Here is a 25,730-nt window from a genome sequence, read left to right as displayed (position 1 = left end):
GCTTACTCCTCTTCAAAGCCTGCAACGTAGTTACGGTAGAACTCGCGGTCGTCTTCAACCTGCTGGTGTTCCTGCACGTAGACGCGGTCGAAGAAACGCTCAAAGTCGGCGACCTCGGAGTTCAGCACTGCCTCACGTACGCCGGATGCGACCTGCTGCGCGGATTCTGCAACCTCTTCGAAGAAGGCATCATCGGCGTAGCCCTGCTCGCGCAGGTACTTCTCGAGGCGAATCATGGGGTCGCGGTGCAGCGGGCCCTCAAGATCGGCGTCGGTGCGGTACTTGGTGGGGTCATCCGCGGTGGTGTGCGGGCCGAGGCGGTAGGTTTCAGCCTCAATCAGCACGGGGCCTTCGCCGGCGCGAATCTTTTCCATGGCGTAGCGGGTTGCAGCCAGTACGGCGAGAACGTCGTTGCCGTCAACGCGAATACCCTCGAAGCCGTAGCCTGCGGCGCGGGTGGACACCGGCACGCGGGACTGCACCTCGAAGGGCACGGAGATAGCCCAGCGGTTGTTCTGCACAAAGAAGAGCACCGGCGCGTTATAGGAGGCGGCGAAAACCATGGACTCGTGTGCGTCACCCTCGGTGGAGGAGCCGTCACCGAAGTAGACCGCCACGGCGGGCTTCTGGGTATCCTTGGCAGGGTCGGTTGCCTGACCCTGACCGATGCGACGGGTGCCGGTTTCAGCCTCGATGTCGGCGTCGAAGTTCAGACCCATGGCGTAGCCGACTGCGTGCAGGGTCTGGGCGGCAAGCACCTTGGTATAGGTGTGGAAGTTGTGTGCCTTCATATCCCAGCCGTGGGTGGTGGAGCCGCGAAAGATGGTGATCAGGTCGCGGAAGTCCACGCCGCGCGTCAGGGCGACGGCGTGCTCACGGTAGGAGGGGAAGATGTAGTCGTTGGGTGCGTAGGCGAGTGCGGATCCGACCTGTGCGGCTTCCTGGCCTTGGCTGGGTACCCAGAGGGCGAGCTGACCCTGGCGCTGCAGGGCGGTTGCCTCGTCGTCGAATCGGCGGGTGGTGTACATGAGGCGGTATGCCTCGCGCAGGGTGTCTGCGTTGACGTCTTCGATGTACCGGCTGTAGGTGGGGTGTTCGTGTACGGTACCGTTTTCATCCATGAGCTGGATGCGTTCGGGCACTCCGGGGTACTTGTCGTTCTCGTGCATCTAACCTCCACACGTGACGAGGGCTTGGCCCTCAGCGGCTTGGGTTTTAGTCTCAACTTTCACCTGATGGTGCAGGGTTTGAGGTGTTCCGGCAAGCCTGTGAGGGTCTGGGCATATATAGTTACCAGTCTACTCTTTTCGGCTTTATCTCGCGGCAGTTACGCTGATAACGCAGTGTATTATGCCCTGTCATTCACTATTTGAACATCATTAAATTAAACCTCCCGTATATTCTTTTTCGAGAATATATGGGAGGTTTAGTTTAGCTATTGAGAGCTTTTTCGGGCCATCATTTTTCTCGCGCGAGAACCATTTGAAAAGCCCAAACAAACCTCGACAAGGGAAAATAGTACATTGTTCAATTAGGGTCGAGTGGGTTCCCCCCACCCATTCACAAGACGCTCTAGAGCCCCTTCGCGAAGACCTCACAGAGCGAGAGAAAACGGTCATTCGCCTCCACCTCGCCAATGCTCACGCGAACACCCTCGGTGCCGAACGCACGAACCGACAGCGCATGCTCAGACATCAGCTGCACAAAATCACCCGTGCGCTCCCCCAGGGGCAACCACACAAAGTTCGCGTAAGTGCTCGGGAAATCGTAGCCCAGCTCCCGCAGTCGAGCGGTCACGCGCTCACGCTCAGCGACCTGGTGACTCACACGCTCCATGACCGTATCCTCATGCTCGATGGAGGCGATAGCCGCCGCCTCAGCCAGCGCCGTCACGGCGAACGGGGTTGCCGCCACGCGCAGGTGCTGCGTAATCTGCTGGTGCGAAATTGAGTAGCCCACGCGCAGACCCGCCAGGCCCTGCGCCTTGGAGAAGGTGCGCAGAATGATGACGTTCTCGTAGTCGCGGTAGATGTCCATGCCATTCAGCGGGGCTTCTTCACCTTCCGGCACGGTGGAGGCGGCGCAGAACTCGAAGTACGCCTCATCAATAACCACGGGGATGTGGGCGGGCACCTTCGCCAGGAACGCACGGGTCTGACTTTCGGTGACGGCGGGGCCGGTCGGGTTGTTGGGGGTGCAGACCAGGATCAGGCGGGTACGTCCGGTGATGGCTGCCGCCATGGCGTCCAGGTCGTGCGAGCCGTCGGGCAGGTTCGGCACCTGCACGCTGCGAGCGCCCATAATGCCGATGAGGATCGGGTATGCCTCGAAGGAACGCCAGGCGTAGATGACTTCGTCCTGCACGCCGTCGGCGTTTACACCGGCGAAGGTTTTGAGGATTTGGTTGAGCGCGCCGAGGCTTCCGGCACCGGTGACGATGTCGTCAGCGTCCACGCCGAGCCGTGCGGAGAGCTTGTGGCGCAGGGCGGTGGAGAGCGGGTCGGGGTAGCGGTGCGCGGTCGCAAATTCTGCGAGGACGCACGCGACCTCGGGTACGGGGCCCAGCGGGTTCTCGTTCGAGGAGAGCTTGTACTGGGTGAGGCCTTCAACGGGTACGGGCGGCTTGCCTGCCGCGTAGCTGGGCAGGGTGTTGAAGACGGGGCGGACCGGGATGTTGGCGTGTTCAGCTGACTGGCTCATGGTTCCAGTATGTGCCTGCGGGCGGCTCGGAGGCTAACGCTTCTCACCTGGAGAGCAGGTCGCGAGCAAGCTGTAGCTGTGCAGGCAGCAGATACTGGCCGCGAGCGCTGTACGCAAAAGGCTGTGTGTAAAAGCTGTACGCAAAGATGGAGGGGCGCCGCCGGGGTTGTTCCCGGTGGCGCCCCTCCTTTTCTCTTCTCTACTCTACTCGTCCCCTCCACCCTCCACCGAGTCCTTGAGATTGGTACTTTTAGACTCGGTGTTTAGACCATCAGGGGTTCACTCTCCTCGATGGGAGTCAGGTCCTCGGGAGGGCCCGGGGCGCGGAACCCGGGGTCGATATTCTCGGGTGGAGTTGGTGCGAGGAACCCGGGGTCAATGCTCTTGGGCGGGAGCATGGGTGCAGGCTTCTGGCCTGGCAGGATGGGAATGAGCGACTCAACGCCACCGTAGTCTCCACCTTGTCCGGCTCCGAAGATTGGAGGATTCTTGAGCACAGAACCAGCTGTAGGGAGCTGCAGATGATCAATGATTGGCTGAGTAACAGCCTTTTCGATGTGCGTATGCAGCTCTGAAGGTTTGGGCAGAATATCCGGCGGGATTAGACCTGCAGGGGGTAACTGCCTCTCTGCCTCGATTCGAGTGGGCATCTTGATGGGTGCAGGCTCGGGGTGAGGGATGGTCTTTTGGACGCCCTCGATGACGGCGGCGATTTGCCCAGCAGCCGCCTGTACGGTTTCTCCAGCTTCTCGTTGAAGACCCTCTGCCTTCTGCTTGGCAATCTCCATGCCCACCTGGGCATCTGCAACGGTATCTTCGATTTTCTGCCGCGTATTTTCGACGTTGCCACGCACTACACTATCTACTCGGTGCAGTTCTCCATCTGTTAGTTGGTCTATACCCTCATATAAAACTCGAGAATCAAGCTGCACCCCAGCTTCAAGAGCCTGTTGAGTGTACCTAGCCCCACGCAGTCCATACTCGTTCAGACGTTCTTCAAACGTGTAACCATCTGGCATAGCAGAGCCCGAGGTAACCTTTTGTTCCCCTTGCACGTAACCTTTGTTGCCCATAGCCGCTCTGAGGGCACCCAGAGTCTGGTTTCCGTATCCTTCACGTTGCAGAGTTTCTCGGTATTCCCCGCTATTATGTCTAAAATTTGAGATTGTAATTGCGGTATCACGTTCATCGGGACGCCACCCTCCCTCAGGCCTCAACGCAGAGTCAGGAACCGGGTCTCCATCTCCCTCCACGTAATCCACTCCAAAGTCGCGGCGTTTAGCCGGTAGACCTCGTAGCGGGGAGGCTTGAGCGTAGACACCCACAATATTGATTTCCTTGGCAACCTCGAGACTATTAGCCATGTTGTAGGCAATCATGGCACCCTGGCTGAAACCCTCCATGTACACGCGGGCACCCTGAGGCGCTCCGGCATCGCGGAGGGCCTGCAGAACCATCTGATAGGCGGGGTTCTCCAGAGTATCGTTACCCAGTGCTTCGCGAAGAGTCCCAGGAACATCCATAGGCGATCCACCAAGGGATGCAAAGTTAGTACCCGGAATACTCACGACGTACAGAGCATGGGCGGGGTCACCTTCGTGTCCTGCTTCGTACATGACGGTGACGAGCACGGCACCGCGTTCGCCCTTAGTCGGATCCTGTTGGGAGCGTTCAAACTCCTGATCTTGTGCCTTGGCAGCAGCCTGCAGACGTTCAGCGCTAGCGTCCACCGTGAGACGATCCTTCTCGCCAGCATGTGCACTGACCCCGTAATCGTCGGCTGAGGCAGTGCGCATGTTATGCGCTTTCTTCTCAGAATCCGGATCACGGAGGGGACCGACGATTCCAACTCCGCCTACGGCCAAGACTTTTTCAATGATTCCCTGGGGTATTTTTGTTACAGCGGAGAGTCGCCCCGCAATACGCTGACGAGCAATTTCGGGATTCCATTTGGCATCCATGTAGGCAGTGAAGCCGAAGATAATGGCTGCCACTACAGGTGAATGAGGCAATACCCAATAGGCTGAGAAGTATCCGAGCTCGGGAATGGTGAGCTTCAAGAGGTAGTTAGCTTCGCCGGGTTCTCCAGCGATGAGGCCGCGGAAGTGATCTCGGGTGCTGCGTCCGTCGGGTAGCTTGCCGTCCCTTGCGATGCCCATGGAGTCGAACCAGCCTGCGATGGTGTTTTCAACCTGCAGGTAGGAGCTGTGGGCGGCGCGGACGGCGGCTGCGGTGGCGCCGAACTTTAGTGCGCTTCCGCCGAGGTCTGCGGCGAGGCTGGTGCAGAGGGCGGCAGCCTGCTGGGCGCGTCCGTTGATGCCGAGGAAGAGACGAGTCTCAGCGGCGATGCCAAGAATGGGCATGGTGCGGTCGGCGCAGGTGCGGCTGACGGTGTCGAGCCCGTCGGCGATGGCGGGCATTTCTTCAAGCTCAACGCTGATGGTGCCTGCGGTGGGCCTTGCAGAGTCGGCGAGGTCACCGATGGGCGCAACGGTGGGTCCGGTAATCATGGTGTCTCCTGGGGTGAGATTAGTGGGTTCGGATGAGCGAGCTCAGCCCGTCGGGCAGGTTCACGTGCATGAGTGAATCGAGCGTTGACTGGGCTTTTTGCACGCCTGAGCGGGCGATGATTTCGCCGGGGTTAAGTTTTTCGAGGGCGTCGGCGGCACCGTCGGCGAGTTTGCCGAGTAGGTTATCTATGGCGGAGGCGGCAGCTTTGATAGCCTGCGCTTTGCCGGTGAGGTCGTTGGCGAGTTCTTCACCGGCGGCGGCGATCATGGCGGCGGTGCCTTCGGCTTGTTCGGCTTGGTTGCGGATTTTTTCGCGGTGTTCTTCGAGTTGTCGCCGGTAGGCGCGTCCGGCTTCGGATGCCCAGCGGTCGCCGTTGAGTTCGTTGGCGCATTGGTGTGCGGTGCGGATTTCTTGGGCTTCGGTGCGCATCCTGTGGGCGAGTTCTGCGCCTTTGGCGCGGGCGAGGTCGGCTGCCGCCATGAGCTGTTCGGCGAGGGCGTGGCCGGCAGCGGTGCCGATGCCCATGTGTCCTGCTGCGCGGAGGATATCGGTTGGTTCGATGCGGGGCAGCTGGGGTGCGGGAGGTGGTGCGGTGTCGACGATTGTGTTCACGGGGCGTCCTTTCGGTGGTTGGACTGGTTGTTTGTGTGCCTGTTTCTGTCCTGTGTTCGGGTTTGTTTTAGGCTAAATCTGCCGCGGTGACCGTGCAGGCCGAGTACGCCAACCTGTGGATAACTCAGGCTTGTTTCGAAAAATTCGCACGTTTTGACCCCTCAAGACCCGAAAAATACCCCTTCCGCAGCACCTCGTTTTGTCATATTTCTGCAACTAACCAAGCCGCCCGTCACGTCCATATGCTCTTCCCGCCTCTTTTTTTCAGCGAATTCATGCAAAAATAGAGCTATGTCTCACACCAATAACACCTTCTTGCCTTCTGGCCGTATTGACCTGGGCACCGGCGAACTTGCGCTGGGCCCCCTCGACGGACGCTACGCATCCGTGACCGCACCCCTGACCAACTACCTTTCTGAGGCGGCTCTGAACCGCGACCGCATCCACGTTGAGGTTGAGTGGTTCATTTACCTGTGCGAGCACGAGGTGCTGCCGGGTCTGTCCCCGCTGAGCGAGGAACAGAAGAAGGGCCTGCGCGCCATCGTGACCGATTTCAACGCTGATTCTGTGGCGGAGCTGGCTGAGATTGAGGCTGTCACCGTTCACGATGTGAAGGCGGTCGAGTACTACATTGGCCGCCGCCTGGAGGGCCTGGGCCTGGGTCACCTGGTGCCGCTGGTTCACTTCGGCTGCACTTCTGAGGACATTAACAACCTCTCCTACGCGCTGGGCATCAAGGACGCCGTTGAGAACGTGTGGATCCCCGCCGCGGAGGAGCTGATTGATGTTCTGCTGAAGCTGGCTGAGGACGGCCGCGACGTGCCGATGCTGTGCCGCACTCACGGCCAGCCGGCGACCCCCTCCACCCTGGGCAAGGAGATGGGCGTGCTCGCCTACCGCCTGAAGCGCCAGGTCAAGCACGTGAAGGCGACCGAGTTCCTCGGCAAGATTAATGGCGCGACCGGTACTTACGCCGCGCATTACGCCTCGGTGCCGAGCGCTGATTGGCAGAAGATTTCTCGTGGTTTTGTGGAGCACCTGGGTCTGACTTGGAACCCGCTGACCACTCAGATTGAGTCGCACGACTGGCAGGCTGAGCTGTACTCGGATATCGCTCATTTCAACCGCGTGCTGCACAACCTCTGCACCGATGTGTGGAGCTACATTTCGATTGGTTTCTTCCGTCAGATTCCGGTGGCTGGTGCGACCGGTTCGTCGACTATGCCGCACAAGGTGAACCCGATTCGCTTTGAGAATGCGGAGGCTAACCTGGAGCTGTCCAACGCTCTGCTGGATTCGCTGGCTTCGACCCTGGTAACTTCTCGTTGGCAGCGTGACCTGACTGACTCGTCGGCGCAGCGCAATATCGGTGTGGCGTTTGGTCACTCGGTGCTGGCTATCTCCAATGTGGTGAAGGGTCTGCAGCGTCTGGATATTGCGACCGACGTTATTTCGGCTGATCTGGATGCGAACTGGGAGGTTCTGGCTGAGGCGATCCAGATGGTGATGCGCGCTGAGGCTATCGCGGGTGTTCCCGGTATGGAGAACCCGTATGAGCGTCTGAAGGAGCTGACTCGCGGTCACCGCGTGGATGCTGCTCGTCTGAAGGAGTTTGTGGCTACTCTGGGCCTCTCCCCCGAGGCTGAGGCGCGTCTGTCTGCTCTGACTCCGCACACCTATAACGGTATTGCGGCTCAGCTGCTGGATCACGCGAAGAACGCTTAGTCCGTAGCAAAGGATTGAAACAGAAGACCCCGGTTCCCTGTATTCAGGGAGCCGGGGTCTTTGCTATGTTCTGTTAGCTGGCGAGGATTTTAGCGACCGAGCATGCGGCGGTGACCGGTTTCGGTGTCGTTGCCCTTGTCGCGGGTGAAGACCTTGCCTGCCGCCTTACCTGCGTCCTTGACGCCCTTGAGCAGGGAGCCAACCACGCCGGAGGGGCCTTCCGAACCTTCGCCGCCCTGTACGCGCGGTGCACGCGGGGTGATCATGAGCTCTGCGGGGAAGTAGGCGGGTGCGTCGCCGAAGGCTCGGCGGGTGTTGCGCACAACGTCCTTGCCAAGGGCCAGGTTTGCGCCGCCGCCAACGACTGCGCCTACGCCGAAGGGCAGGGCGCGGCCGAGCAGTGCGCCGGTCTGGCGGGTGAGGAATCGGCGGATGAACAGGTTACGGATGGTGCGTTCGACGCTGAACATCTTGCCGCCGGAGGAGTTGCCGAGCAGCATGCCCCACTTGTTGGAGACGCCGCTTGCCTTACCGGTCTGCAGCAGCACGGTGTTCATGAGCTGGGAGCCTTCGTCACCGAGCATGATGGCCATGACCATGGAGCGGGCGGTTTCGGCGTCGTGTACGTGCACGCCGTGCAGTTCTGCGACTGCCTGGGCGTAGAGGGCGGTACGTTCGAGGTAGCCGCCAACTGCGAGCGCGGACAGGCTCATGGAGGTGACGGTACCGACGCCGGGCACGAATGCGGATGCGCCGGTGACGCCGCCGATGGCGGTGATGTCGCGCAGGTAGGTGCGGTCGAGGCGCTTGTGGATTTGTTCGGGGGTTTCGTCGGGGTGCGCTTCACGGAGTTTTTTGACGATGGACAGCGCGAGCGGTCGTTGCATGCGCAGTACGTTGTCGAGGGTGGTGGTTAGCGCGGGACGGGGGTTGCCGTCTTCATCGAATAGAGACTTCTTCGGGTCAAGCATGCTCTCAGTAAATCACGGCTGGGTGAATATTTCCTGGATATGAGGGGTTGTGGTGGGGTGTGGGGGTGAAATTTCACCGAGGGCGTGGAGGTTTTTGAGGGGTTGTTAGGGTGTTTTGGTCTCTATTTGCGCCCAATTTTAAAGCGCGTAAAATTGTCCTAGATTACACACTATTCATTGTTTGCATAGTGTGTGACCTGTTTCACGACGATTCGGGGTCGCGCCTGACGACAGATAGCGGCTGACACCTCTTCTGGACTAATAAGGATTGCTATGACTTCTTCCACCCATACGCCCAATGCTGCGCGTTCTCCCCTGGCGACTCAGGGGCTGGGTGTTGCGTACGCGACCGGCGCGATTATTTCGGCGCAGTTCGGTGCGGCTCTTGCTAAGCAGCTGATGGGCGATTTGGGCCCTTGGGGCGTGGTGACTCTGCGCCTGTTGACTTCTTCTATCCTGCTGTGGGCGTTCTTCCGTCCGCAGATTCGTTCGTGGACCCGTCAACAGTGGCTGACGGTCATTGTTCTCGGTGTCGCCCTGACGGGTGCGAATGCCTTCTTCTATGTGGCGATTGAGCAGGTTCCGCTGGCGATTGCGGTGGCGATTGAGTTCATGGGTCCGCTGGTTCTGGCGACGGTTATGTCGCGCCGCAAGCTGGACCTGGTGTGGATTGCGCTGTCCTTTACGGGCATGGCGATTCTGACGGCTGAGTCCCAGGCGAAGCCTGAAGATTTCGCCCTGATGGGTGTGTTCTTTGCGGTGCTGACCGCTGTTTCTCGTGCCGCCTATATTCTGGCGACGGAGAAGGTGGGCGCACTCATCCCGGGCATGGGCGGCATGGTCATGGGTAACGTTGTCTCTACCCTGCTGGTTCTGCCGTTCCCGTTCCTTATTAGCGGCAACAACCTGCTGAAGGTCACCCAGGATGTGAACCTGCTGGCTATTGGCTGCCTGATGGGTCTGCTGGCTTCTGCTCTGCCGGCACTGGGTGAGGTTTCTTCGCTGCGTCTGTTGCCCGCGCATATTTATAGCGTGGTGCTGTCCCTGGAGCCTGCGATTGCGGCGGCTGTGGGTATTGTGATGCTTGGTGAGGCTACCGGCCTGGTTCGTTGGGTTGCTATTGCTCTGCTGGTGGCTGCGAGTATCGGCATTTCAATTTCTCACGCTCGCGCACAGAAGAAGGCGCAGGAGGAGGGCACTTTGGAGGATCCTGATCGCTACTTGCCCGGCGCGGTGGATGCCCACGCGGTTGATATTGCGCAGATGGCAACAAGTTCCATTACGCTTCCGTCGGCTGCGCAGATCAAGGCTGACCGTGAGGCGAAGGGCCTCTAATCTGCTGAACTGTAGCCGTGTCAACGGTTTCTAGCACCCCCGGGTGACGAGTAGGATAGTATCTCGTGTTACCCGGGGGTGCACTTTTTAACTGCGCTGGTCAGGTTCTTGCCTCCGCCCGAATCGATACGTCACCGGTACACCTCGAGAGACGCACCGCCTCCTTGTGAGGGGCAGGAAGGAGAATCATGCCGCATACTTCATCTCAACGTCCTGCACTGGGCATTATGTTTGTGCTGATATCCTGCTCGTCGCTGCAATTCGGCGCTGCGTTCGCGGTGACGCTCTTCCCGCTGTTTGGTGCGCTTGCTGTTAGCGTCAGCCGTCTGGCGATTGCGTCCATTGTGGTCGGTAGCGCCGTGTGGTTGGCGGCTCGCTGGCGTGCCCGTCGCGGGGGCACGATGCCGCCGGGTGCGCTGTCCTGGTCGAAGGAGCAGTGGCGTGCCGTCATCATTTTCGGTATGACTTTCGGTCTGATGAACGGCTTCTTCTATTGCGCGATTGACCGCATCCCGATTGGTTTGGCGGTTGCGGTGGAGTTCTTGGGCCCGCTGGCGTTGGCGTCCATGCTGACGCGCAGGCTCCGCGACGCGGTGTGGGTGCTCTGCACCCTGGCGGGCATGCTGGTGCTCGGCTATGAGGCGGCGGTCGGCAAGGATACCGACTACCTGGGTCTGACGTTCGCGCTGATTGCTGGCGTGTTCTGGGCGCTGTATATTCGCTCTAGCGCGAAGGTGGGTGCCCTGGTTCCGGGTGCGAGCGGCCTGGCGGTGGCGATGCTTGTTGGTGCTGCGTTTATTGCCCCGGTGGCGGCAGTTGTTCCGGCGCCTCAGCCGATCTGGAATGCGGCGCAGGATCCGATGCTGATCCTCATGATTTTTGGTACCGCCATGTTCGCTTCGGTGATTCCCTATAGCGCGGAGCTGATGGCTCTGCGCAACCTGCCGGAGCGCGTATTTAGTGTGCTAATGAGCTTGGAGCCCGCTATTGCGGCGATTGCCGGTTGGGCGCTGCTGAATCAGGAGACCGGCCCGATTCGTTGGGTGGCGATTTTCCTGCTGATGACCGCGAGTGTGGGTATTACGCTGACCACCACGAAGGGCAGTTCCCACAAGCAGAAAGATGACGGCATGGACCCCGTCCCCGTGCCGCTACCTGAGTAAAAACTAAAATTCTGCCCGCGTGCGGCGCGCGGCATATAGAAAAACCCCTGTAGAAAATCCATAGAGAAAACCGTTGAGGCGGGTACCTGGTTGGTACCCGCCTCAACGGTTTTGTACGTCAGGTTTAGCTCTCAGCCAGCTCGTCCAGCAGGTCGCGCAGCTCATCGGTGGTGAGCACCTCCGCCGGATGTGGGCCCAGGGCGTACAGCCAGTCCTGGGTGTCCTCGTCCAGCTCGCGGGCGGTACCGACCAGCACGAGGTTGCCCTCATTCTGCCCGCTAATCATGGAACTTTCGCACAGGCACCACACGTGGTCGAAGACTTCCAGCATGGCGGCTGCCTGCAGCTGGAAGAAGGGCAGACCCGCATCGTCACCCACGTTGATGGCGACCATGCCGCGCTCACTCAGGGCGTCCTTGAGTTCGCGGTAGAAGTCGCGGTTCGCCAGGTGGGCGGGCGCATCCATGCCGGTGAAGATGTCGAGAATGATCGCGTCGAAGCCGGGCACGCCCAGCACTTCGGGCAGGTTCGCCAGCTGCTCACGGGCGTCACCGACCACCAGCTGGCAGTCGGTTCCGGCGGGTAACGGCAGGCGGTCCCTTACGAAGCCCATGAGCTCGGGTTCAATATCCACGGCAACCTGGCGGGAGCCGGGGCGGGTCGCCTGAATGTAACGCACGAGGGTGAGCGCACCGGCGCCCAGGTGTGCGGCGGTGATGGGTTCGCCGGCGGGTGCGAGCACATCCACCGCGTTTGCGATGCGGCGCAGGTACTCGTAGAACACGTAGTCGGGGTTCTGCACGTCCACGTGGGACTGCTCGGCGCCACCGATTTCGAGGACGTAGCCGTGGTCGCTGAACCCGTCGGGGTGAATTTCGGCGCACTGACCGCCGGAGAGCTGAATGTGCGCCACTACTTCACGCCAGCTTCACGCTTGAAGGTGCTGACCAGGTCATCCACCGAGGAGGAAGAATCCAGACCCTCAATGACCTTGTCGTTCACGGCGAAGGTGGGGGTGCCCTTCACGCCGATCTTCACGGCGTGCTCGTAGTCGCGCTGAACGGGCTTGACGGTGTTGGAGTCGAGCAGAGCCTTGTCGAATTCTTCGACGTTCAGGCCCAGTTCCTTGGCGTAGTCGTTGAAGAGGGTGCGCAGCTTAGGGCGCTCCTGGATGTTCTTCCAGTCGTTCTGGGTGTTGAAGAGCTTGTTCGCCATTTCGACGTGCTTACCCTGAGCTGCTGCGGCCTCTACGGCGAGTGCGGCGGGTACGGCATTGGCGTGCATGTTCAGCGGCATGTGGCGCACGGTCACGTTCATGATGCCGTCAAGCTTCTTGGCGGCTTCTTCGAACTTGGGTTCTACCTTGGCGCAGTAGGGGCACTGGTAGTCGGTGTACAGGGTTGCGGTGCCTGCGCCGGGTACTTCGCGGTTGAGGCGGTATCCGACGTAGCCGTCATCGGCGGTTGCCGAGCCACTCACAGAAGCCGAGGGGTCAGCGGATGCGCTTGCCGAGGTAGCGGCGGTGCTTGCGGTGGCGCTCGCCGAAGCGCTCGCCGATGCCGATGCGGAGGACTGGGAGGAGCTGGAACCGCATGCGCTCAGTCCCAGTGCGGCGGCGGGCACTACGCCCAGCAGCAGGGTGCGACGGTTGAGGGGTGAAGTCATGGGGGTTCCTCTCTCTACGGGTGGCGGGCTGGTCTGTGGGTAATCAATCTGTGGTTGATATGCACTGTGAGATGCTGTCAGCCGCCGTGGGTACAGGCTTTATTGTATGCCCCTGCCCTGAACTTTCCCTATCTTCGGGCGGGTTTGCGGGGTAAATGCAGTGCACACCATAGCCGCTCTGCCGCCTACTCTCAGCTGCGGGCCCGGTGTTGAAAGTAATTAGCCTCTCCCCCGCCTTTTTGGTACTATTGCGGGGTATGCACTGTTCGCCGGTTGCTTTCGGGCAGTTGAGAACGGCAGCATATGCGCCTCTATAGCTCAGGGGTAGAGCATTTCCCTCGTAAAGAAAAGGTCGTGGGTTCGAATCCCACTGGGGGCTCCACATCCGCCGTAACGCGTGCCGGTTTCCGGTGTGTTGCGGCGGTTTTTAGCATCTGAGAGATGTCGTTTTCTCGAAGATGTCACCGTCGAACTTTAGGAGATTCTCATGTCTTCTCGATCCGCATCCGCTAAGCGCCAGAGGGGCCGTTCGCAGGCAGGCCGCGCCTCTGCGGGCTCTGCACGCCCGATGAGCCCCACGATGCGTTTTGCGCTGGTGTACGTGCTGGCGCTGGTGGTTTCCCTGGCGGTGTGGTTCTTCTACCGTTCCGTGTATGAGGATGACACCTCGTTCCTGGTGCCGATTGTGATTTCTTTGGCGACTTCGTACGTGTGCGCTCATGCGCTGACGGGCGGAAAGTCGCCCCGCAACTAGGTTGCTGACCGGCAGCCCGCCAGGCTGTAGCCTCGTGAGGTTTCAGGCAGACAAAAGCCGCGCATCCGGTTCCCCGTTCAGGGGTCGGATGCGCGGCTTTTTACGCGTGTACCTTAGGCGAGCATCTTACTTGGATGCACGCTGGAAGTCGCTGTCGGTCTTGCCCCACAGACCGTAAACCTTGGCGAGTTCCTTGACCTTCTTTGCACGCAGGTAACGCGGCAGGTAGGAGCCGTCGCGGGGGCCGTCGAGGGGCACGTCGAGCATCTGGTGTGCTTCTTCGATTTCGATCTCGCTGGGAGAGAATGCGGCGTTGATGGTCTCGGTCTGGCGGATGTCGAGGGTAATCTTACCGGTCATGCCGTGGTCGTTCGCGTAGCCGCATGCCTTGGAGAGGTCAGCGCCGTATGCGCCGAGGGTCGGGCCGTCGATGGGGCCGGGCAGACCACCCAGAGTGGAGGCGATGACCAGCTGCGAACGCACGTAGGCGAGCGCCATGGGGGTTGCGGAGGAGCCGGTGTCGCGGCGGTAGTCGCCCGCACCGAATGCGAGACGGAAGGTGCCGATTGCGCGCGCAATTTCGATGGAGTGGTGCACGCCCAGTGCGGACTCGATCAGCGCGATGATGGGGGTTCCGGGGGGCAGCTCGGCTGCGGTGCGGTCAATGTCGGTGGCGTGCTCTGCGGTGGCGAGCATGACGCCTCGCAAGCCCTTCACGTTCTTGAGGGCTTTGACGTCCTTCCACCAGTGTTCGGTGGTGATGGCGTTGATTCGCACCCATGCGACGACGCCGGAGTTGAGCATACGGACGACCTGTTCGCGAGCGGCGTCCTTCTCTTCGGCGGGGCAGCCGTCTTCAAGGTCAATGATGATGGAGTCAGCCTCGGATTCGAAGGCCTCTTCAAAGACTTCTTCGGAGGAGTTGGCGCGCACGAGGAGCCAGGAGCGTGAGAGGCTGGGGCGCAGCTGACGCGCACGCTCATTGCGGTGGAATTCAAACATGGTGTGTGACTTCTTCCGTGAATTGTATATGCATTGGGTTGTGCCGTAGAGGGGCAGGAAAAAGCCTGCGGTTCTTCCGCGCGTACCATCGCATTGTGTCGTCACCTCCATTGTGACGGAACCGCATAAGAAGTGTCCTACACCTCTTCTTTAAGCGTATCGCCTGTTGAGGTGCACATCAAACTAACCCGCCTGTTGACCGCAATTTAGGCCCTGTGTTATGCCTCAATCAGCTGGGTGCGGCCCACGGGGATTCCATCGTCGAAGGTCAGCTTGCCGGCGGCTTCCTTCTGGGCGCGCTGAATCAGACGCTCAGCGTCTTCAATGTGCTGGATGACGGTTTCCACGCGGCGGTGCACGCTCACCTGGCGGTCGCATGCACTCGCACAATTGCCGAAGCAGCGTGCCATGGCGAGCGCTTCGGCGCAGAGTGCCACGGCGTTACCCGCCTTGGAGAGGGCGCGGTTCAGGTCAGAGTAGGTGCCGAATGGGGAGGCGGGAATATCGCCGTCGCTGGGAGCGAGGCGGTGCGCTTCCATAGCGACTGCACGCACGCGCGGGATGAGGTCGGCGAGCTCGTTTGCGTCCGGCACGATGAGCTCAATCATGGAGGTGGACGAATCGGTTGCCGCCAAGCGTTCGAGGACCTGGTGGAAGCGGTCGATACCGCGAATGAACCGGTCGTGGGATCGGCGCCAGATGCCTTTGCCGAGTGCGGCGTCGTCGCGGCGCGATTGCAGGTAGCTTTTAAGTCCCATATGTCCTCCTCTGCGTGGTGTGTGTGCCGTGTTTGTTGGTCGGTGGAGGCTGCCGGTGATGGGCTCTGCGGCGACCCGCAAACCTCCCTATACTTAGGTTACCCTAAATCTCCTTTAGTGACGAGATGTCAGCAGTCAACTGTTTATTTCAAACCCAGATTTTCTTCACGCCGCTCACGCGACGCTCCCCGCAGCGCCAGTCTAAAATGGCACCGGCCTAAAATAGCACCGCAGGGGCGCAGCGATTTCTAGACCATGCGCAGCACAATCTTGCCGCGATGCTGACCGGAGTCGAAGTATTCGTGGGCGGCAGCCGCCTCCTCCATGTCGAAGATACGGTCCAGACCCACGCCAATCCTGCCGGATTCAATCAGCGGCAGCACGTGTTCGCGTACACCTCGCAGAATCTCAGCCTTCTGATGATCCGAACGGGTACGCAGGCTCGTAGCGTGCACCGACAGGCGGCGGGAGAGCATATACCCCAGGTTCACTTCTGCTTTGGCGCCGCCCATCAGACCGATAATGCACAGGTGCCCGCCGTCGGCGAGGGTGTGCAGATTGTCGTCCAGGTACTTTCCGCCCACGACGTCGAGGATGTAGTCAGCGCCGCGTCCGCCAGTTTCAGCCAGCAGAACTTCACGGAACGAATGTTCTGTATAAATAATGGGTTCCGCACCTAGTAAGCGCACATATTCTGCTTTTTCCTCGGTTCCCACGGTTGCAAACACGCGGGTACCTACGGCGAGCGCCAGCTGAATAGCGTGCACACCGATACCGCCGGTACCACCGTGCACGAGCACCACCGCGGGTTCACCGTCTTCCTTGAGGTTTTCGGCGGGGTTCATGCTCATACCACAGGTGAGAACCAGGTTCGAGTAGACGGTTGCCGCGACTTCGGGAATACCGGCGGCTTCGGCAAAACTCAGCTGTTCGGGTACGGGTAGCACGTGGTCGACCGGTACGGTCACGTAGTCGGCGTAGCCGCCTCCAGCGAGGAGCGCCATGACGGGGGTGCCGCGGTTCTCCACGGAGGCGCCTTCACCGACCGCTTCAATGACGCCGGCTACTTCGAGGCCGTAGATGGCGCTCGCGCCGGCGGGCGGCGGGTAGAATCCGCGGCGCTGCAGGGCGTCGGCGCGGTTGATTCCGGCGGCGTGAACACGGACGAGAACTTCGTGGGATCGGGGTACGGGGGCGGGGACTTCGCTGATTGTCAGAGCCTCAGGTCCGCCGTGACTGTTCTCAATAATTGCTCTCATGAGTCCTCCTCATTGCCGGAAGCACCATCGTTGGTGCGCGATTTACAGAAAGCTTATCGCATGAGATAATCTCGTAGTGCCCTGCGGCACGGTATTGCCATAAAATGCCGGTCTCTGGTGCGTATGGATGGTTGTCCGAGCGGCCGAAGGAGCTGGTCTTGAAAACCAGTAGGCGGTGACCCCGTCTCAAGGGTTCAAATCCCTTACCATCCGCGTTTTAGCTTGTGCTCCACGCGTGGAGCACAAAGAGCCCCGTTCCTCGTATTGAGGAACGGGGCTCTCGCGTACCCTCCAGCGAGGGCAGAAGCTTTTAGAAGAATGCCAGTATCTGCGCAACATCCACCAGTCTGGAATTGGCCGCGGATTCTGAGGAAGCCAACAGAATCAGCATCAGAATACTACCGCCGTAAAGCACCAGGAAAATGCCACCAATAACTACGGTAATCCAATTCAGGATGCGACCAGTCGAAGCCGCCACACCGAAACGCTCCGCCTCATTCGCCTTGGAGACACCGATAACACCCAGAATCAGAAAGGGAATACCAATCAAGAACCAGCCAAGCGTCAGAACACAAATCAAGCCGATAATACCGAGCACCGTAGAAGTCTGAGCAGCCTTCTCACCAGCAATCTGTTCAGGGGTCTTCTGCAAAAAGCCCACAGGAACCATCATTGGCTGACCGTACTGGCCGTAAGAGCCCTGACCATACTGACCATACTTCGTATTCTGCCCGCACTGACCGTTCTGGTTGTACTGCTCGTTCAGACGGTTGTAGTCCGGGTTGTAGTCGTAGGGGTCTGAACCCCGAGGATTCTGAGACATGGCATCTCACTTTCGTACGGCTGGTGTGCGTTAAACCTAATTCACCCTAACCCATGAATGGAACGGGTACAACTACATCCGCTGCCCAAGCCCCCACAATGCACCGCAATGCATTAGCTGGGTGCTCTAAAGGATATACAAAAATCTGCGGGCACACGGAGCGCTCGCGAGTCTTCTCCGACCAGTAGCTATGAAAGATATCCATCTAAACATACGCCAGGACCATAAACAACAGCAGCATCTCAAAAGGCTGAGCAGAATACCAAGCAGCATATTCACAACTCCCACCGCAACACCATCCCACCCATATATCTCTCACGCCTCACAGGTCGAATTGACCAAGCGCAAAACAGCCTATATTCTTATAGGGATGCGCTCGCGAGCGCACCGTGGAGACGTGCCAGAGCGGCCGAATGGACTTCACTGCTAATGAAGGGTCGGGGTTAAACTCGACCGGGGGTTCAAATCCCCCCGTCTCCGCCACAAAAAGCCCCGTACCAGCTGGTACGGGGCTTTTACTTTACCCTTTTCATTCGGGTGCGAAGTCTAGAAGCTCTTGAAGTCCACGAGGCGCGCATCCGCGCCATCAAGCAGAGCCCACTCCCCCGGCACCTCAAACACCGCAATGGAAGAAGGCGGGAAACCGTAGTACACATCCATGGACGCGTTCGGGTCAGAATCCGGGCCCATCAAACGCTGCGCCGCATCCTGCACACCGGGCAGATGCGACACCACCATCAGAGAATGAACATTCTCCGAAACGCTGTTAATGCGCGCAATAATGCGGGACGCAGACACCTCATATAGACCCTCATCCAGATGAGCGGTAGGCGCCTTCGCCCCCAAACCATCCGAAACCCAAGTCGTCGTCTGGCGAGTACGCAATGCCGATGACGACATAATCTGCTCCGGAATATAACCGCGAGAAGCCAACCAGGCACCTGCGGCGGCAGCCTGCTCATGACCACGCTTCGTCAGCGGACGATCAAAATCATTCAGACCCCAATCAGCCTCCGCATGGCGCATAATAATCAGACGCTTGGCCCCGCTGCGGTGCGAGCCAGATGCAGTGTTGGAAGAATTTTCAGCCATACACCCATTCTAGCTAGAGGGCGCCGGGACGTCCCGCACGCCGCACAGCACGCGCACTAACACCCACAGGCGGGGCACAAGTAAACCCCGGCGTACCGGCATCACGCCAGCACACCGGGGTGCACTCTAAAAACTAAATCGAGTACTCCGGAGCAGCCCAGACGACAACCTCGGGGTGCTCAAAGAAGCGGTAACCCTGACCGCGCACCGTACGCACGGTACCCGACAGGCGGCCCAGCTTCGAACGCAGACGACGAATATGCACGTCAATCGTACGCTCATGCGGATGCTCGTCACCGGAGCTCCACAGCGCCTTCAGCAGTTCCTCACGCCCCACGGTGCGGGAAGAGTTCTCCACCAGGTGTGCCAGCAGCTCGAATTCCTTGAAGGTCAGCATGAGCGGCTCACCATCCAGGAATACCTCGCGGCGTGCCAAATCAATCAGCACACCCGAAGAATGGCTATTCGTGGTCTCTGCTTCGCGGGCGACATTCGCCTCCGGGTGCATGTACATTGCGGTCGGGTCGCCGAGCGCATTACGTACCACCTCAAGGTCGCTACCCTCAGCGTTCACCGGAGCCAACGCCACAGCGGCGTACGACTCCGACTCGGGAGCCAGGTGGTGTGCGTAAGTGCGCAGATCCTGAACGATACGCACCAGGGAGGTACCATTCGCTGCAGCAAGTTCCTCGTTCAAACCCACATAGAGCACAAAGCCGCGTGCCTCATTTTCCTGAGCCTGCTTATGGGCAGAGTCACCGGCTGAGAAAGTCATCGGGCGCAACGTTGCGGCCGGCGCAGCGGGACGCTGGGGCTGCACGACCTGGCGCTTAGCGGCGCGGCCGCGCTGGGAGATGTGGACATATCCAGGTACAGCGCCTGACATGGTTCAACCTTCTCTCAAAGTCTGTGTACGGGATCCCTGTCGTACGTAGTGTGGGGTGCGCCGGAAGTGACGCGGAGCTAAAACAGTCCCCAATACCTGTTCGAGTCTCAATCCTCTTACTTAATATTTCTCCTATTTGACGGATAAATCAAGCGGATTCAGCATAGTGGATTCATCTTTATGGGCGAGAGGAGTACAATGCCCTCTCTCATGTTTTAGGGTTTCGGGGACTACCTGAAGCTTTCAGTATTTTTTCCCTTATAAATATTCATAGCTTCTTTTATTTACTGGTTTCACCCTGTATTTTCATGTGAAGCTGCGAATATGCTCAATATATTTTGAGGCCCTCAAAGCATTATAGTGTTCCTCATCACATATTATCAAGGGTGTTTCATAAACCCACACAAGCACCCAACATCACAACGTATAACCTGCGCACAGCCCCCCGCAGACACAACAAAGCGCCCCCGCACATGCTTAAACATATGCAGAGGCGCCCCACTCACATCACGTGAATAACGCTGAAAAACTACTCAGCCAGACCGTACAGGCGGTCACCAGCATCGCCCAGACCCGGAATGATGTACGCCTTCTCGTTCAGACGCTCATCACGAGCAGCCAGGAACAGGTCAACATTCTCCATACCCTCAATGCCCTTCTCCAGAGCAGCAATGCCCTCAGGAGCAGCAATCAGGCACACGCAAGTCACAGACTCAGCACCACGTTCACGCAGGAACTTAATGGCCTCAATCAGAGTGCCACCGGTAGCCAGCATCGGATCCAGCAGGTACACCTGACGACCAGTCAAATCCTCCGGCAGACGCTCAGCATAAGTCACAATATCCAGGGTCTCCTCATTACGAGCCATACCCAGGAAGCCCACCTCAGCGGTCGGAACCAGACGAGTCATACCCTCCAGCATGCCCAGACCAGCACGCAGAATCGGAACAACCAGCGGCTTAGGATCAGCAATACGAACACCGGTAGTAGTCGCCACCGGAGTCACAACCTCAACCTCTTCCACGCGAATCTCGCGAGTCGCCTCATAGGCGAGAAGGGTCACCAGCTCATCAACCAGCTGACGGAAAATCGGGGACGGGGTGTTCTTATCACGCAGAACACTAATCTTGTGAGAGACCAGCGGGTGGTCAAGAATCTTAATACGCATAATACGATTTTACCCACCCCCGAATCAGCAAGCACCGGCAAAGCCCCGGAAGTGGCACACAACCTATAAAACGAGGCGAAGTACCCCCGCACAAGCACCTACCAACACACCCGCCAGCACCACCCCAGAACAATCCAGGCATGCAAAAACCCGCCGAGACGAATCTCGACGGGTTTTCGTTGGTGCGGTGGTGGAGGGATTTGAACCCCCGTTGGCTTTTACACCAAACATCATTTCGAGTGATGCACCTTCGGCCGCTCGGACACACCACCAACAGTGGAAAACTATAGCACACCCCCAACAAGAGAGCAAGAAAAACCACGTGCGGCAGCCGGGTGTCGCCCTCTTCACGGCCCCTTTTCACCGTGCCCTTTTCGACACCCGACACCGAAGTCCCGGCTAGGTCTACAGACCCAACAGGTCCGCCTAATGACGGATATACCCATCTACAACCAGCATGACAGCACGCGTTGCATCCTCAGCATTGCGCTCCGCCTGATGCACTTCACGATCCATAGCAAGCATATAAATCGCTCCGAACATAGAGATCGCAATCGCACGAGGATTCTGAGCAGTATCAACCGTATAGCGGCGAGCCACAGCCTCCGTCATCTCCTGCAAATAATCCAGAAGATTCAGACGGTTATCACTCATCGCCTCGGTCCAACCATCCGCGCCCTTCCACGTCTCCGCAAGCCACATCCGAGTAAAACCCGGACGGTCCTCAAGATACTGGAACGCGGCGCGAACAGCGCTCCGCAACGCCTCACGCGGATCAGAATGAACCGACGCCGCGCGACGCGCATCGCTCAGCAGCAACTGCGTGCCGTACTGAACCAGCTGATCCACCATGGTCTTCTTAGAACCGAAGTTGTAATACACGGTTCCCTTAGAAACACCCGCCCGGGCAGCCACCTCTTCAACAGTGGCGTACTCAAGCCCCTTTTGGGTCATGATTTCCATAGCAGCGTTGAACAACTTCAACTGAGTTCTACCTGTACGGCCGGGACGACGACTTGAAGCTTCAGCGACTGGGCGCTGCAACATCAGCAGTCCTCCCTCCCTTTTTGCAGATATATCTCTATTTTATTAGACAGTTTTCCCCCGGTGCGACCAAACAGGGTTCGTTACACAGTAATCTCCGGCGCAAGCTTCTTCAGGGACCACGTACGATCACGACGCGTGCCAATATAGCCCAACACCAGACCAGCCAGACCCCACAAAGTCAAAACCAGCATGATGCCCCACAGACTCGACTCATTAATGCCATACGCCAAACGACGCGTGCCCGCCACCGCATAACCCATCGGGAAGAAATCATGCATCCAACGAATCGACTCAGGCAAAGTCTCATACGGCATCGTGCCACCCGCAGTAATCAGCTGCAGAATCAGAATGACCAAAGCAACAAGCTTGCCCGGCGCACCCAAAATCACCGTCAAACCATGAATGAAACCGGTAAAGACCAAAGCCACATAGCAGAGGAACAGCCACACCAGCCACGGATGAGCCATCTCAAAGCCCAAACCAAACTTAATCGCGGCGAACATCAGAGTCGCCTGAGCAATACCCACCAGGCCGAACGGCATCCAGCTACCGAGCATCACGCGGATCGACGGAGCATGCGAAGCCAACGCACGGTTATTCATCACACGCAACGTCTGAACCAGCATCAAGCCGCCAATCCACAGCGCCAAGCACATGAAGAACGGGCCCATGCCCTCACCATAGTTACGAGCCGACGCCAGCGACTCCTGCGACAAAGTCACAGGGTTCGACATCGTATCCGCAATCTTCGCCTGATCAGTCGGCGCAAGGCTCGGAACCTGCTTCGCGCCAGAAGCCAGACCGTTCTCCAGCGACGAAGTACCATCCTTCAACTCGGAAGCACCATCATTCAGCTTCGAAGAACCATCAGACAGCTTCGCCGTACCGTCAGAAAGCTGCGACGCACCATCCTTCAGCTTATCCGCGCCATCAGCCAGCTTCTGCTGGCCCTCAACCGCAGACTGCTCCTTCTGCGCCAAAGTGCCGCTACCATCCTTCAGCTCGGCGGTACCGCTCTTCAAAGAACCGGTACCCTCCTTCAGCTCAGAAGCACCACCCGACAGAGTCGCAGAACCACTCGCAAGGCTCGAAGCACCCGAAGCAATCTTAGAATTACCATCAGCCAGGCTCGCCGAACCCGACGCCAACGAGGACGCGCCAGCATCCACACGAGCGGCACCCTCAGCCAGCGACGAAGCGCCCTTCGCCAGCGACGAAGCACCAGAATCCAGCGAATCCACGCCAGTCACCAAAGTCTGAATCTTCGCCGCAGTCGACGACGAACCATCAGAAATACAATGGCTCGACTTCAATGCGCTCAGCTTCGACAGGGCATCAGCAGCGGCAGCATCACGAGCCGCCAAATGAGACTGCAGAGCCTTCTGATTCAGCTCAGCAACCTCATTCTTCGTCTCCTCAGAATCAACAGCAGCCACCAGCTGATCAGCCTGTTCCTGAGTCAATGTACCCGCCTCAACCAGCGGAGTCACCTGAGCACGCACCTTCTGCGCACTCGCAGACACCACAGTATTCGACAGATCACGACCAAAATCGCCGCTACCGGCAGACGTATCCGTCTCATGCAGGCGCATGCACATCGCGTTCAGCTCAGCCGGCAACTCACGAATACCCGCCTGATCCATACCTGCACGCAACTGATGAATGCCAGAGGCCAAATCATTAGCGCCCTTCGCAACCGAAGCCGAACCACTCTTCAAGCTCGCAGTACCCTCAGCCAGGGTCGCCGAACCGTCCTTCAACTTCGCCGCACCATCAGAAGCAGACGCCGCAGCCGAAGCCAACGTCGACGAACCATCCTTCAAACTCGAAGCGCCATCGGCAAGCTTCGCAGCACCAGAATCCAGCTTCTCGGCACCCGAATCCAAAGTCGACACACCATCAGCAAGCTTCGCAGCGCCTTCCGCCAACTGCTTCTGACCATCCAACAACTGGGACTGACCATCAGCCAAGGAGGAAGTGCCGTCCTTCAGCTTCACGGCACCATCATTCACCGTGGCAGTGCCGTCCTTCAGCTGAGTGATAGCATCCGCCAGCTTCACCGTGCCGTTATTCACCTTCGACGCACCATCAGCAGCCTCACCCATCTTCGAATGAATCGTCGTGAAGCTAGCCAACAGCGAATTCGCCGTAGAATTACCGACCTTCTCCGCCACCGAATCACGCACCGCAGTGCCCGCCTTCGTGACAATATTCGTCAGCACATAGTTATTGGCATCATTCGTAATGACCTCAATACCCGCCGAACGCGCATCAATAGTGCCCGTCTTGCCGTCAGCATCAGGCTTGAACGAACCGGCACTCTGCAAATTACGGGAGAAATCCTTCGGAATCACCATCGCAAAGTCATAGGTGCCGTTCTCCACGCCCTCAACAGCCTCAGCACGGGTCTGCACCTGACGCCAATCAAACGTGCCAGCGTCTAGAAGGTTCTTCTTCACGTCCGCACCGGTGTTCACCTGCTTACCTTCAGAATCCTCAGCGCCCTCATCTTCAACCACCAGGGCCCCCACAATGCCATTCACATTGCCGTAAGCATCCCAGTTACCGTACAGATACAGGGCGCCATACAGCAGCGGAATGCAGGACATCGCAAGCAGCACCAGAACCGGCAGAACACCGCTGGTCAGGCGCTTCAGCTCAACGAGTGCAACACGCAGAACAGTCATTCTTACTCCTTCTCAGCGTTTTCGCCATGTTCGGGGGAATCATTGGAGGGTTCAATCTCGCCCTCAACAGGAGCCGGCACGTTTTCCTCAGAGGCTTGTTCCTCAGAGGCACGACCGACCACGGCACGCGCACCATGCCAGGACTCAGAAATATGCGGAACAACAGCCACCACAGTGCGCGGGTGGTCCTCATCGGCGGCAAGCTCCTCCAGGTACGGAAGCCACATGTACGTGTGGTTCAGGTGGCGGGAAGGAGTATCAAAAACCAGCAAGTCAGAGGGGCTATGCTGCGCCAAAGCAGCCATCAGCTCAATGTTCATCTCGCCGCTAATCTCATCCATCCACAGGCCGTCCAGCTCATCAAGACCGCGCTCGGCCAACCAGCGGCTCGCACGGGAACGACCAAAAATCGGCAAGTTATAGGAGAGCATCTCCGACACGTAATCATGCACGCGCATATGCTGCTCAGGAGCGGTCACATCAGGAGAGTCCACCACGCTGCTAAGAGCACGCAGACGCTTCATCGAAATACGGCGAGGCTCATCATCGCCCTTGCTCCAGCTAATCGTGCCGCTGGACAGGGGAAGGCGACCAGTCAGCGCCAACGCGAGAGAGGTACGCTCCAACTGGCTATCCGCCTGAACAATAATGACTTCACCCTCACCCACTGAGAAGGTGGTGCGGTCAAAAAGCGGAGTATGGCGCCCTTTTGCCCAAATATTGTCAACGCTTAACACGGTTAGATCCCCTCAGAGAATGGATGGTTCGGGTGAGTTTCTGGGAGTCATCCGCGGCACCACGCAGGGTGTAGAACGTCAGGCGCAGGCAGGCGGAGGCTCCAATGCCTATATATGTTAGACCCGGTTATGTGTGATGTGGTGGGCTTTTCATAAAAAAATAGGGGTCATTTTTGAAATTTTTGAAGTATTTTTCAAATAAATGGGGTTTTTCGTACAAATAACGCGAAAAGCCACGCAATCTCTGCGCGGCTTTTCGCGTTATACAAACCATCTTTAGGGGTGGGGCCTAGGTGAGGTCAGGGGCGGCGTTCCTTAAAGAAGTCCACCATCAGCTGCGCACACTCATCAGCACGCACCCCCGCATACACCTCGGGAACCGGAGCAACCCTGCCGTCACGCAGTACATCGTAACGACTGCCAGCAGCCCCCGTCTTCTCCTCCCAGGCACCAAAAACCACCGTCGAAACGCGCGAGGCCAGGATCGTGCCGGCGCACATCAGGCACGGCTCAACCGTCACCACGAGCGTGCATCCGTCCAGGCGCCACTGACCACGATGCGACGCCGCCTGACGAATCGCATTCACCTCCGCATGGGCACTGGGGTCATGCTCCCGCTCGCGGGTATTGCCTGCCGAACCAATAATGACACCCTGCTCGTCCACCACCACAGCACCGATAGGGATCTCACCACGCTCACCTGCGGCGGCACCCTCGGCGAGGGCGCGGACCATCCACTCGCTGTGTTCGGGGCGAGCGGGAATATCGCTGAGCACGGCGGAAGAACCGTCTGTGACCGTCAATTTTGAATATTCCGAATATGACATACAACCTC

23 protein-coding genes and 4 tRNA genes are annotated in these 25,730 nt (G+C 58.7%); 8 read left to right on the top strand and 19 right to left on the bottom strand.

The features are described 5' to 3' along the window. Positions 1-2: 2 nt before the first annotated feature. The 4 genes from HMPREF2779_RS01035 to HMPREF2779_RS01020 form a co-directional block, all read right to left on the bottom strand. A complete protein-coding gene (locus HMPREF2779_RS01035) occupies positions 3-1,169 on the bottom strand; it encodes a thiamine pyrophosphate-dependent enzyme (protein WP_105360603.1) in 1,167 nt (388 codons plus the stop codon). A 403-nt stretch (positions 1,170-1,572) separates the two neighbouring features. Next, complete coding sequence (locus HMPREF2779_RS01030) at positions 1,573-2,700, bottom strand: histidinol-phosphate transaminase (protein WP_070685973.1); 1,128 nt, start codon at positions 2,698-2,700, stop codon at positions 1,573-1,575. Between the two features lie 263 nt (positions 2,701-2,963). Further along, positions 2,964-5,210, bottom strand: coding sequence for an extensin (locus HMPREF2779_RS01025; RefSeq protein WP_105360602.1), 2,247 nt, complete (start codon positions 5,208-5,210; stop codon positions 2,964-2,966). A 19-nt stretch (positions 5,211-5,229) separates the two neighbouring features. Next, positions 5,230-5,823, bottom strand: a complete 594-nt coding sequence (locus HMPREF2779_RS01020; protein ID WP_105360601.1) for an ABC transporter substrate-binding protein — start codon at positions 5,821-5,823, stop codon at positions 5,230-5,232. 86 nt (positions 5,824-5,909) lie between these two features. On the opposite strand from HMPREF2779_RS01020, the gene HMPREF2779_RS08915 reads away from it, so the two are divergent. Together HMPREF2779_RS08915 and purB are read left to right on the top strand one after the other, a co-directional pair. After that, positions 5,910-6,110, top strand: a complete 201-nt coding sequence (locus tag HMPREF2779_RS08915; protein WP_141754876.1) for a hypothetical protein — start codon at positions 5,910-5,912, stop codon at positions 6,108-6,110. 4 nt (positions 6,111-6,114) lie between these two features. Further along, positions 6,115-7,548: an adenylosuccinate lyase gene (gene purB, locus HMPREF2779_RS01015; protein ID WP_070685967.1), complete on the top strand. Its 1,434-nt coding sequence runs from the start codon at positions 6,115-6,117 to the stop codon at positions 7,546-7,548. A gap of 89 nt (positions 7,549-7,637) precedes the next feature. Here purB and HMPREF2779_RS01010 read toward each other — a convergent pair whose 3' ends face one another. Further along, positions 7,638-8,519, bottom strand: coding sequence for a di- and tripeptidase (locus HMPREF2779_RS01010; protein WP_105360600.1), 882 nt, complete (start codon positions 8,517-8,519; stop codon positions 7,638-7,640). 273 nt (positions 8,520-8,792) lie between these two features. On the opposite strand from HMPREF2779_RS01010, the gene HMPREF2779_RS01005 reads away from it, so the two are divergent. Continuing rightward, positions 8,793-9,854 carry an EamA family transporter gene (locus HMPREF2779_RS01005; RefSeq protein ID WP_105360599.1) on the top strand — a complete coding sequence of 354 codons (1,062 nt, stop codon included), beginning with the start codon at positions 8,793-8,795 and terminating at the stop codon, positions 9,852-9,854. A gap of 188 nt (positions 9,855-10,042) precedes the next feature. After that, entirely contained in the window at positions 10,043-11,017 is a 975-nt protein-coding gene (locus HMPREF2779_RS01000; protein ID WP_105360598.1) for an EamA family transporter, read from the top strand. Positions 11,018-11,141: 124 nt separating this feature from the next. Here the strand turns inward: HMPREF2779_RS01000 and HMPREF2779_RS00995 are convergent, their stop codons facing one another. Together HMPREF2779_RS00995 and HMPREF2779_RS00990 are read right to left on the bottom strand one after the other, a co-directional pair. Then, entirely contained in the window at positions 11,142-11,930 is a 789-nt protein-coding gene (locus tag HMPREF2779_RS00995) for a spermidine synthase (RefSeq protein WP_105360597.1), read from the bottom strand. Next, entirely contained in the window at positions 11,930-12,682 is a 753-nt protein-coding gene (locus HMPREF2779_RS00990; RefSeq protein ID WP_105360596.1) for a DsbA family protein, read from the bottom strand. The genes HMPREF2779_RS00995 and HMPREF2779_RS00990 overlap by 1 nt, the downstream gene beginning before the upstream one ends. A 307-nt stretch (positions 12,683-12,989) precedes the next feature. On the opposite strand from HMPREF2779_RS00990, the gene HMPREF2779_RS00985 reads away from it, so the two are divergent. Both HMPREF2779_RS00985 and HMPREF2779_RS00980 read left to right on the top strand, forming a co-directional pair. Beyond that, positions 12,990-13,064, top strand: a tRNA-Thr gene (locus HMPREF2779_RS00985). A 105-nt stretch (positions 13,065-13,169) separates the two neighbouring features. Then, positions 13,170-13,436 carry a hypothetical protein gene (locus HMPREF2779_RS00980; protein WP_070685963.1) on the top strand — a complete coding sequence of 89 codons (267 nt, stop codon included), beginning with the start codon at positions 13,170-13,172 and terminating at the stop codon, positions 13,434-13,436. A 126-nt stretch (positions 13,437-13,562) separates the two neighbouring features. Here HMPREF2779_RS00980 and HMPREF2779_RS00975 read toward each other — a convergent pair whose 3' ends face one another. The 3 genes from HMPREF2779_RS00975 to HMPREF2779_RS00965 form a co-directional block, all read right to left on the bottom strand. Continuing rightward, positions 13,563-14,438, bottom strand: a complete 876-nt coding sequence (locus HMPREF2779_RS00975; RefSeq protein ID WP_070819273.1) for an HpcH/HpaI aldolase/citrate lyase family protein — start codon at positions 14,436-14,438, stop codon at positions 13,563-13,565. A 218-nt stretch (positions 14,439-14,656) separates the two neighbouring features. Further along, the gene (locus tag HMPREF2779_RS00970; RefSeq protein ID WP_105360595.1) at positions 14,657-15,196 is read right to left on the bottom strand and encodes a dehydrogenase; all 540 of its coding nucleotides are present in this window, start codon (positions 15,194-15,196) and stop codon (positions 14,657-14,659) included. A gap of 248 nt (positions 15,197-15,444) precedes the next feature. Beyond that, complete coding sequence (locus HMPREF2779_RS00965; RefSeq protein WP_105360594.1) at positions 15,445-16,455, bottom strand: NAD(P)H-quinone oxidoreductase; 1,011 nt, start codon at positions 16,453-16,455, stop codon at positions 15,445-15,447. Positions 16,456-16,580: 125 nt separating this feature from the next. Here HMPREF2779_RS00965 and HMPREF2779_RS00960 point away from each other — a divergent pair. After that, positions 16,581-16,668: transfer RNA gene (locus HMPREF2779_RS00960), tRNA-Ser, on the top strand. Positions 16,669-16,765: 97 nt separating this feature from the next. Here HMPREF2779_RS00960 and HMPREF2779_RS00955 read toward each other — a convergent pair. Continuing rightward, complete coding sequence (locus tag HMPREF2779_RS00955) at positions 16,766-17,278, bottom strand: polyprenyltransferase (protein WP_070685957.1); 513 nt, start codon at positions 17,276-17,278, stop codon at positions 16,766-16,768. 391 nt (positions 17,279-17,669) lie between these two features. Here HMPREF2779_RS00955 and HMPREF2779_RS00950 point away from each other — a divergent pair. Further along, positions 17,670-17,761: transfer RNA gene (locus tag HMPREF2779_RS00950), tRNA-Ser, on the top strand. A gap of 63 nt (positions 17,762-17,824) precedes the next feature. Here the strand turns inward: HMPREF2779_RS00950 and HMPREF2779_RS00945 are convergent. From HMPREF2779_RS00945 to HMPREF2779_RS00910, 8 genes are all read right to left on the bottom strand, one after another. After that, complete coding sequence (locus HMPREF2779_RS00945; protein ID WP_070685955.1) at positions 17,825-18,370, bottom strand: SixA phosphatase family protein; 546 nt, start codon at positions 18,368-18,370, stop codon at positions 17,825-17,827. 133 nt (positions 18,371-18,503) lie between these two features. Further along, positions 18,504-19,256 (bottom strand): winged helix-turn-helix domain-containing protein, encoded by a 753-nt coding sequence (locus tag HMPREF2779_RS00940; RefSeq protein ID WP_070685953.1) that lies wholly within the window; start codon positions 19,254-19,256, stop codon positions 18,504-18,506. 529 nt (positions 19,257-19,785) lie between these two features. Next, the gene (gene upp, locus HMPREF2779_RS00935; protein WP_005507583.1) at positions 19,786-20,424 is read right to left on the bottom strand and encodes a uracil phosphoribosyltransferase; all 639 of its coding nucleotides are present in this window, start codon (positions 20,422-20,424) and stop codon (positions 19,786-19,788) included. A 185-nt stretch (positions 20,425-20,609) separates the two neighbouring features. Beyond that, positions 20,610-20,696, bottom strand: a tRNA-Ser gene (locus HMPREF2779_RS00930). Between the two features lie 154 nt (positions 20,697-20,850). Then, positions 20,851-21,471, bottom strand: a complete 621-nt coding sequence (locus HMPREF2779_RS00925) for a TetR/AcrR family transcriptional regulator (protein ID WP_070685951.1) — start codon at positions 21,469-21,471, stop codon at positions 20,851-20,853. Between the two features lie 80 nt (positions 21,472-21,551). Beyond that, the gene (locus HMPREF2779_RS00920; RefSeq protein ID WP_070685949.1) at positions 21,552-24,158 is read right to left on the bottom strand and encodes a YhgE/Pip domain-containing protein; all 2,607 of its coding nucleotides are present in this window, start codon (positions 24,156-24,158) and stop codon (positions 21,552-21,554) included. 2 nt (positions 24,159-24,160) lie between these two features. Then, positions 24,161-24,826, bottom strand: coding sequence for a P-loop NTPase family protein (locus HMPREF2779_RS00915; RefSeq protein WP_233992173.1), 666 nt, complete (start codon positions 24,824-24,826; stop codon positions 24,161-24,163). Between the two features lie 368 nt (positions 24,827-25,194). Further along, entirely contained in the window at positions 25,195-25,722 is a 528-nt protein-coding gene (locus tag HMPREF2779_RS00910; RefSeq protein WP_070685945.1) for a nucleoside deaminase, read from the bottom strand. Positions 25,723-25,730: the final 8 nt, after the last annotated feature.

It is taken from the genome of Rothia sp. HMSC069C03 (assembly GCF_001811075.1).
GTDB lineage: Bacteria > Actinomycetota > Actinomycetes > Actinomycetales > Micrococcaceae > Rothia > Rothia mucilaginosa.
The sequence above is the reverse complement of the archived record's forward strand: the minus strand, read 5'-3'. Positions and strand labels throughout refer to the sequence as shown.

Excerpts from the sequence above, each read along its gene's own strand:
- HMPREF2779_RS01005 (WP_105360599.1), top strand. The coding sequence starts at position 8,793 with ATGACTTCTTCCACCCATACGCCCAATGCTGCGCGTTCTCCCCTGGCG.
- HMPREF2779_RS00965 (WP_105360594.1), bottom strand. The coding sequence starts at position 16,455 with ATGAGAGCAATTATTGAGAACAGTCACGGCGGACCTGAGGCTCTGACA.
- HMPREF2779_RS00925 (WP_070685951.1), bottom strand. The coding sequence starts at position 21,471 with ATGTTGCAGCGCCCAGTCGCTGAAGCTTCAAGTCGTCGTCCCGGCCGT.
- HMPREF2779_RS00970 (WP_105360595.1), bottom strand. The coding sequence starts at position 15,196 with ATGGGACTTAAAAGCTACCTGCAATCGCGCCGCGACGACGCCGCACTC.
- purB (WP_070685967.1), top strand. The coding sequence starts at position 6,115 with ATGTCTCACACCAATAACACCTTCTTGCCTTCTGGCCGTATTGACCTG.
- HMPREF2779_RS00945 (WP_070685955.1), bottom strand. The coding sequence starts at position 18,370 with ATGGCTGAAAATTCTTCCAACACTGCATCTGGCTCGCACCGCAGCGGG.
- HMPREF2779_RS00980 (WP_070685963.1), top strand. The coding sequence starts at position 13,170 with ATGTCTTCTCGATCCGCATCCGCTAAGCGCCAGAGGGGCCGTTCGCAG.
- HMPREF2779_RS01010 (WP_105360600.1), bottom strand. The coding sequence starts at position 8,519 with ATGCTTGACCCGAAGAAGTCTCTATTCGATGAAGACGGCAACCCCCGT.
- HMPREF2779_RS01000 (WP_105360598.1), top strand. The coding sequence starts at position 10,043 with ATGCCGCATACTTCATCTCAACGTCCTGCACTGGGCATTATGTTTGTG.
- HMPREF2779_RS00940 (WP_070685953.1), bottom strand. The coding sequence starts at position 19,256 with ATGTCAGGCGCTGTACCTGGATATGTCCACATCTCCCAGCGCGGCCGC.
- HMPREF2779_RS01030 (WP_070685973.1), bottom strand. The coding sequence starts at position 2,700 with ATGAGCCAGTCAGCTGAACACGCCAACATCCCGGTCCGCCCCGTCTTC.
- HMPREF2779_RS01035 (WP_105360603.1), bottom strand. The coding sequence starts at position 1,169 with ATGCACGAGAACGACAAGTACCCCGGAGTGCCCGAACGCATCCAGCTC.
- HMPREF2779_RS00975 (WP_070819273.1), bottom strand. The coding sequence starts at position 14,438 with ATGTTTGAATTCCACCGCAATGAGCGTGCGCGTCAGCTGCGCCCCAGC.
- HMPREF2779_RS00955 (WP_070685957.1), bottom strand. The coding sequence starts at position 17,278 with ATGTCTCAGAATCCTCGGGGTTCAGACCCCTACGACTACAACCCGGAC.
- HMPREF2779_RS01025 (WP_105360602.1), bottom strand. The coding sequence starts at position 5,210 with ATGATTACCGGACCCACCGTTGCGCCCATCGGTGACCTCGCCGACTCT.
- HMPREF2779_RS00920 (WP_070685949.1), bottom strand. The coding sequence starts at position 24,158 with ATGACTGTTCTGCGTGTTGCACTCGTTGAGCTGAAGCGCCTGACCAGC.
- HMPREF2779_RS00910 (WP_070685945.1), bottom strand. The coding sequence starts at position 25,722 with ATGTCATATTCGGAATATTCAAAATTGACGGTCACAGACGGTTCTTCC.
- HMPREF2779_RS00990 (WP_105360596.1), bottom strand. The coding sequence starts at position 12,682 with ATGACTTCACCCCTCAACCGTCGCACCCTGCTGCTGGGCGTAGTGCCC.
- upp (WP_005507583.1), bottom strand. The coding sequence starts at position 20,424 with ATGCGTATTAAGATTCTTGACCACCCGCTGGTCTCTCACAAGATTAGT.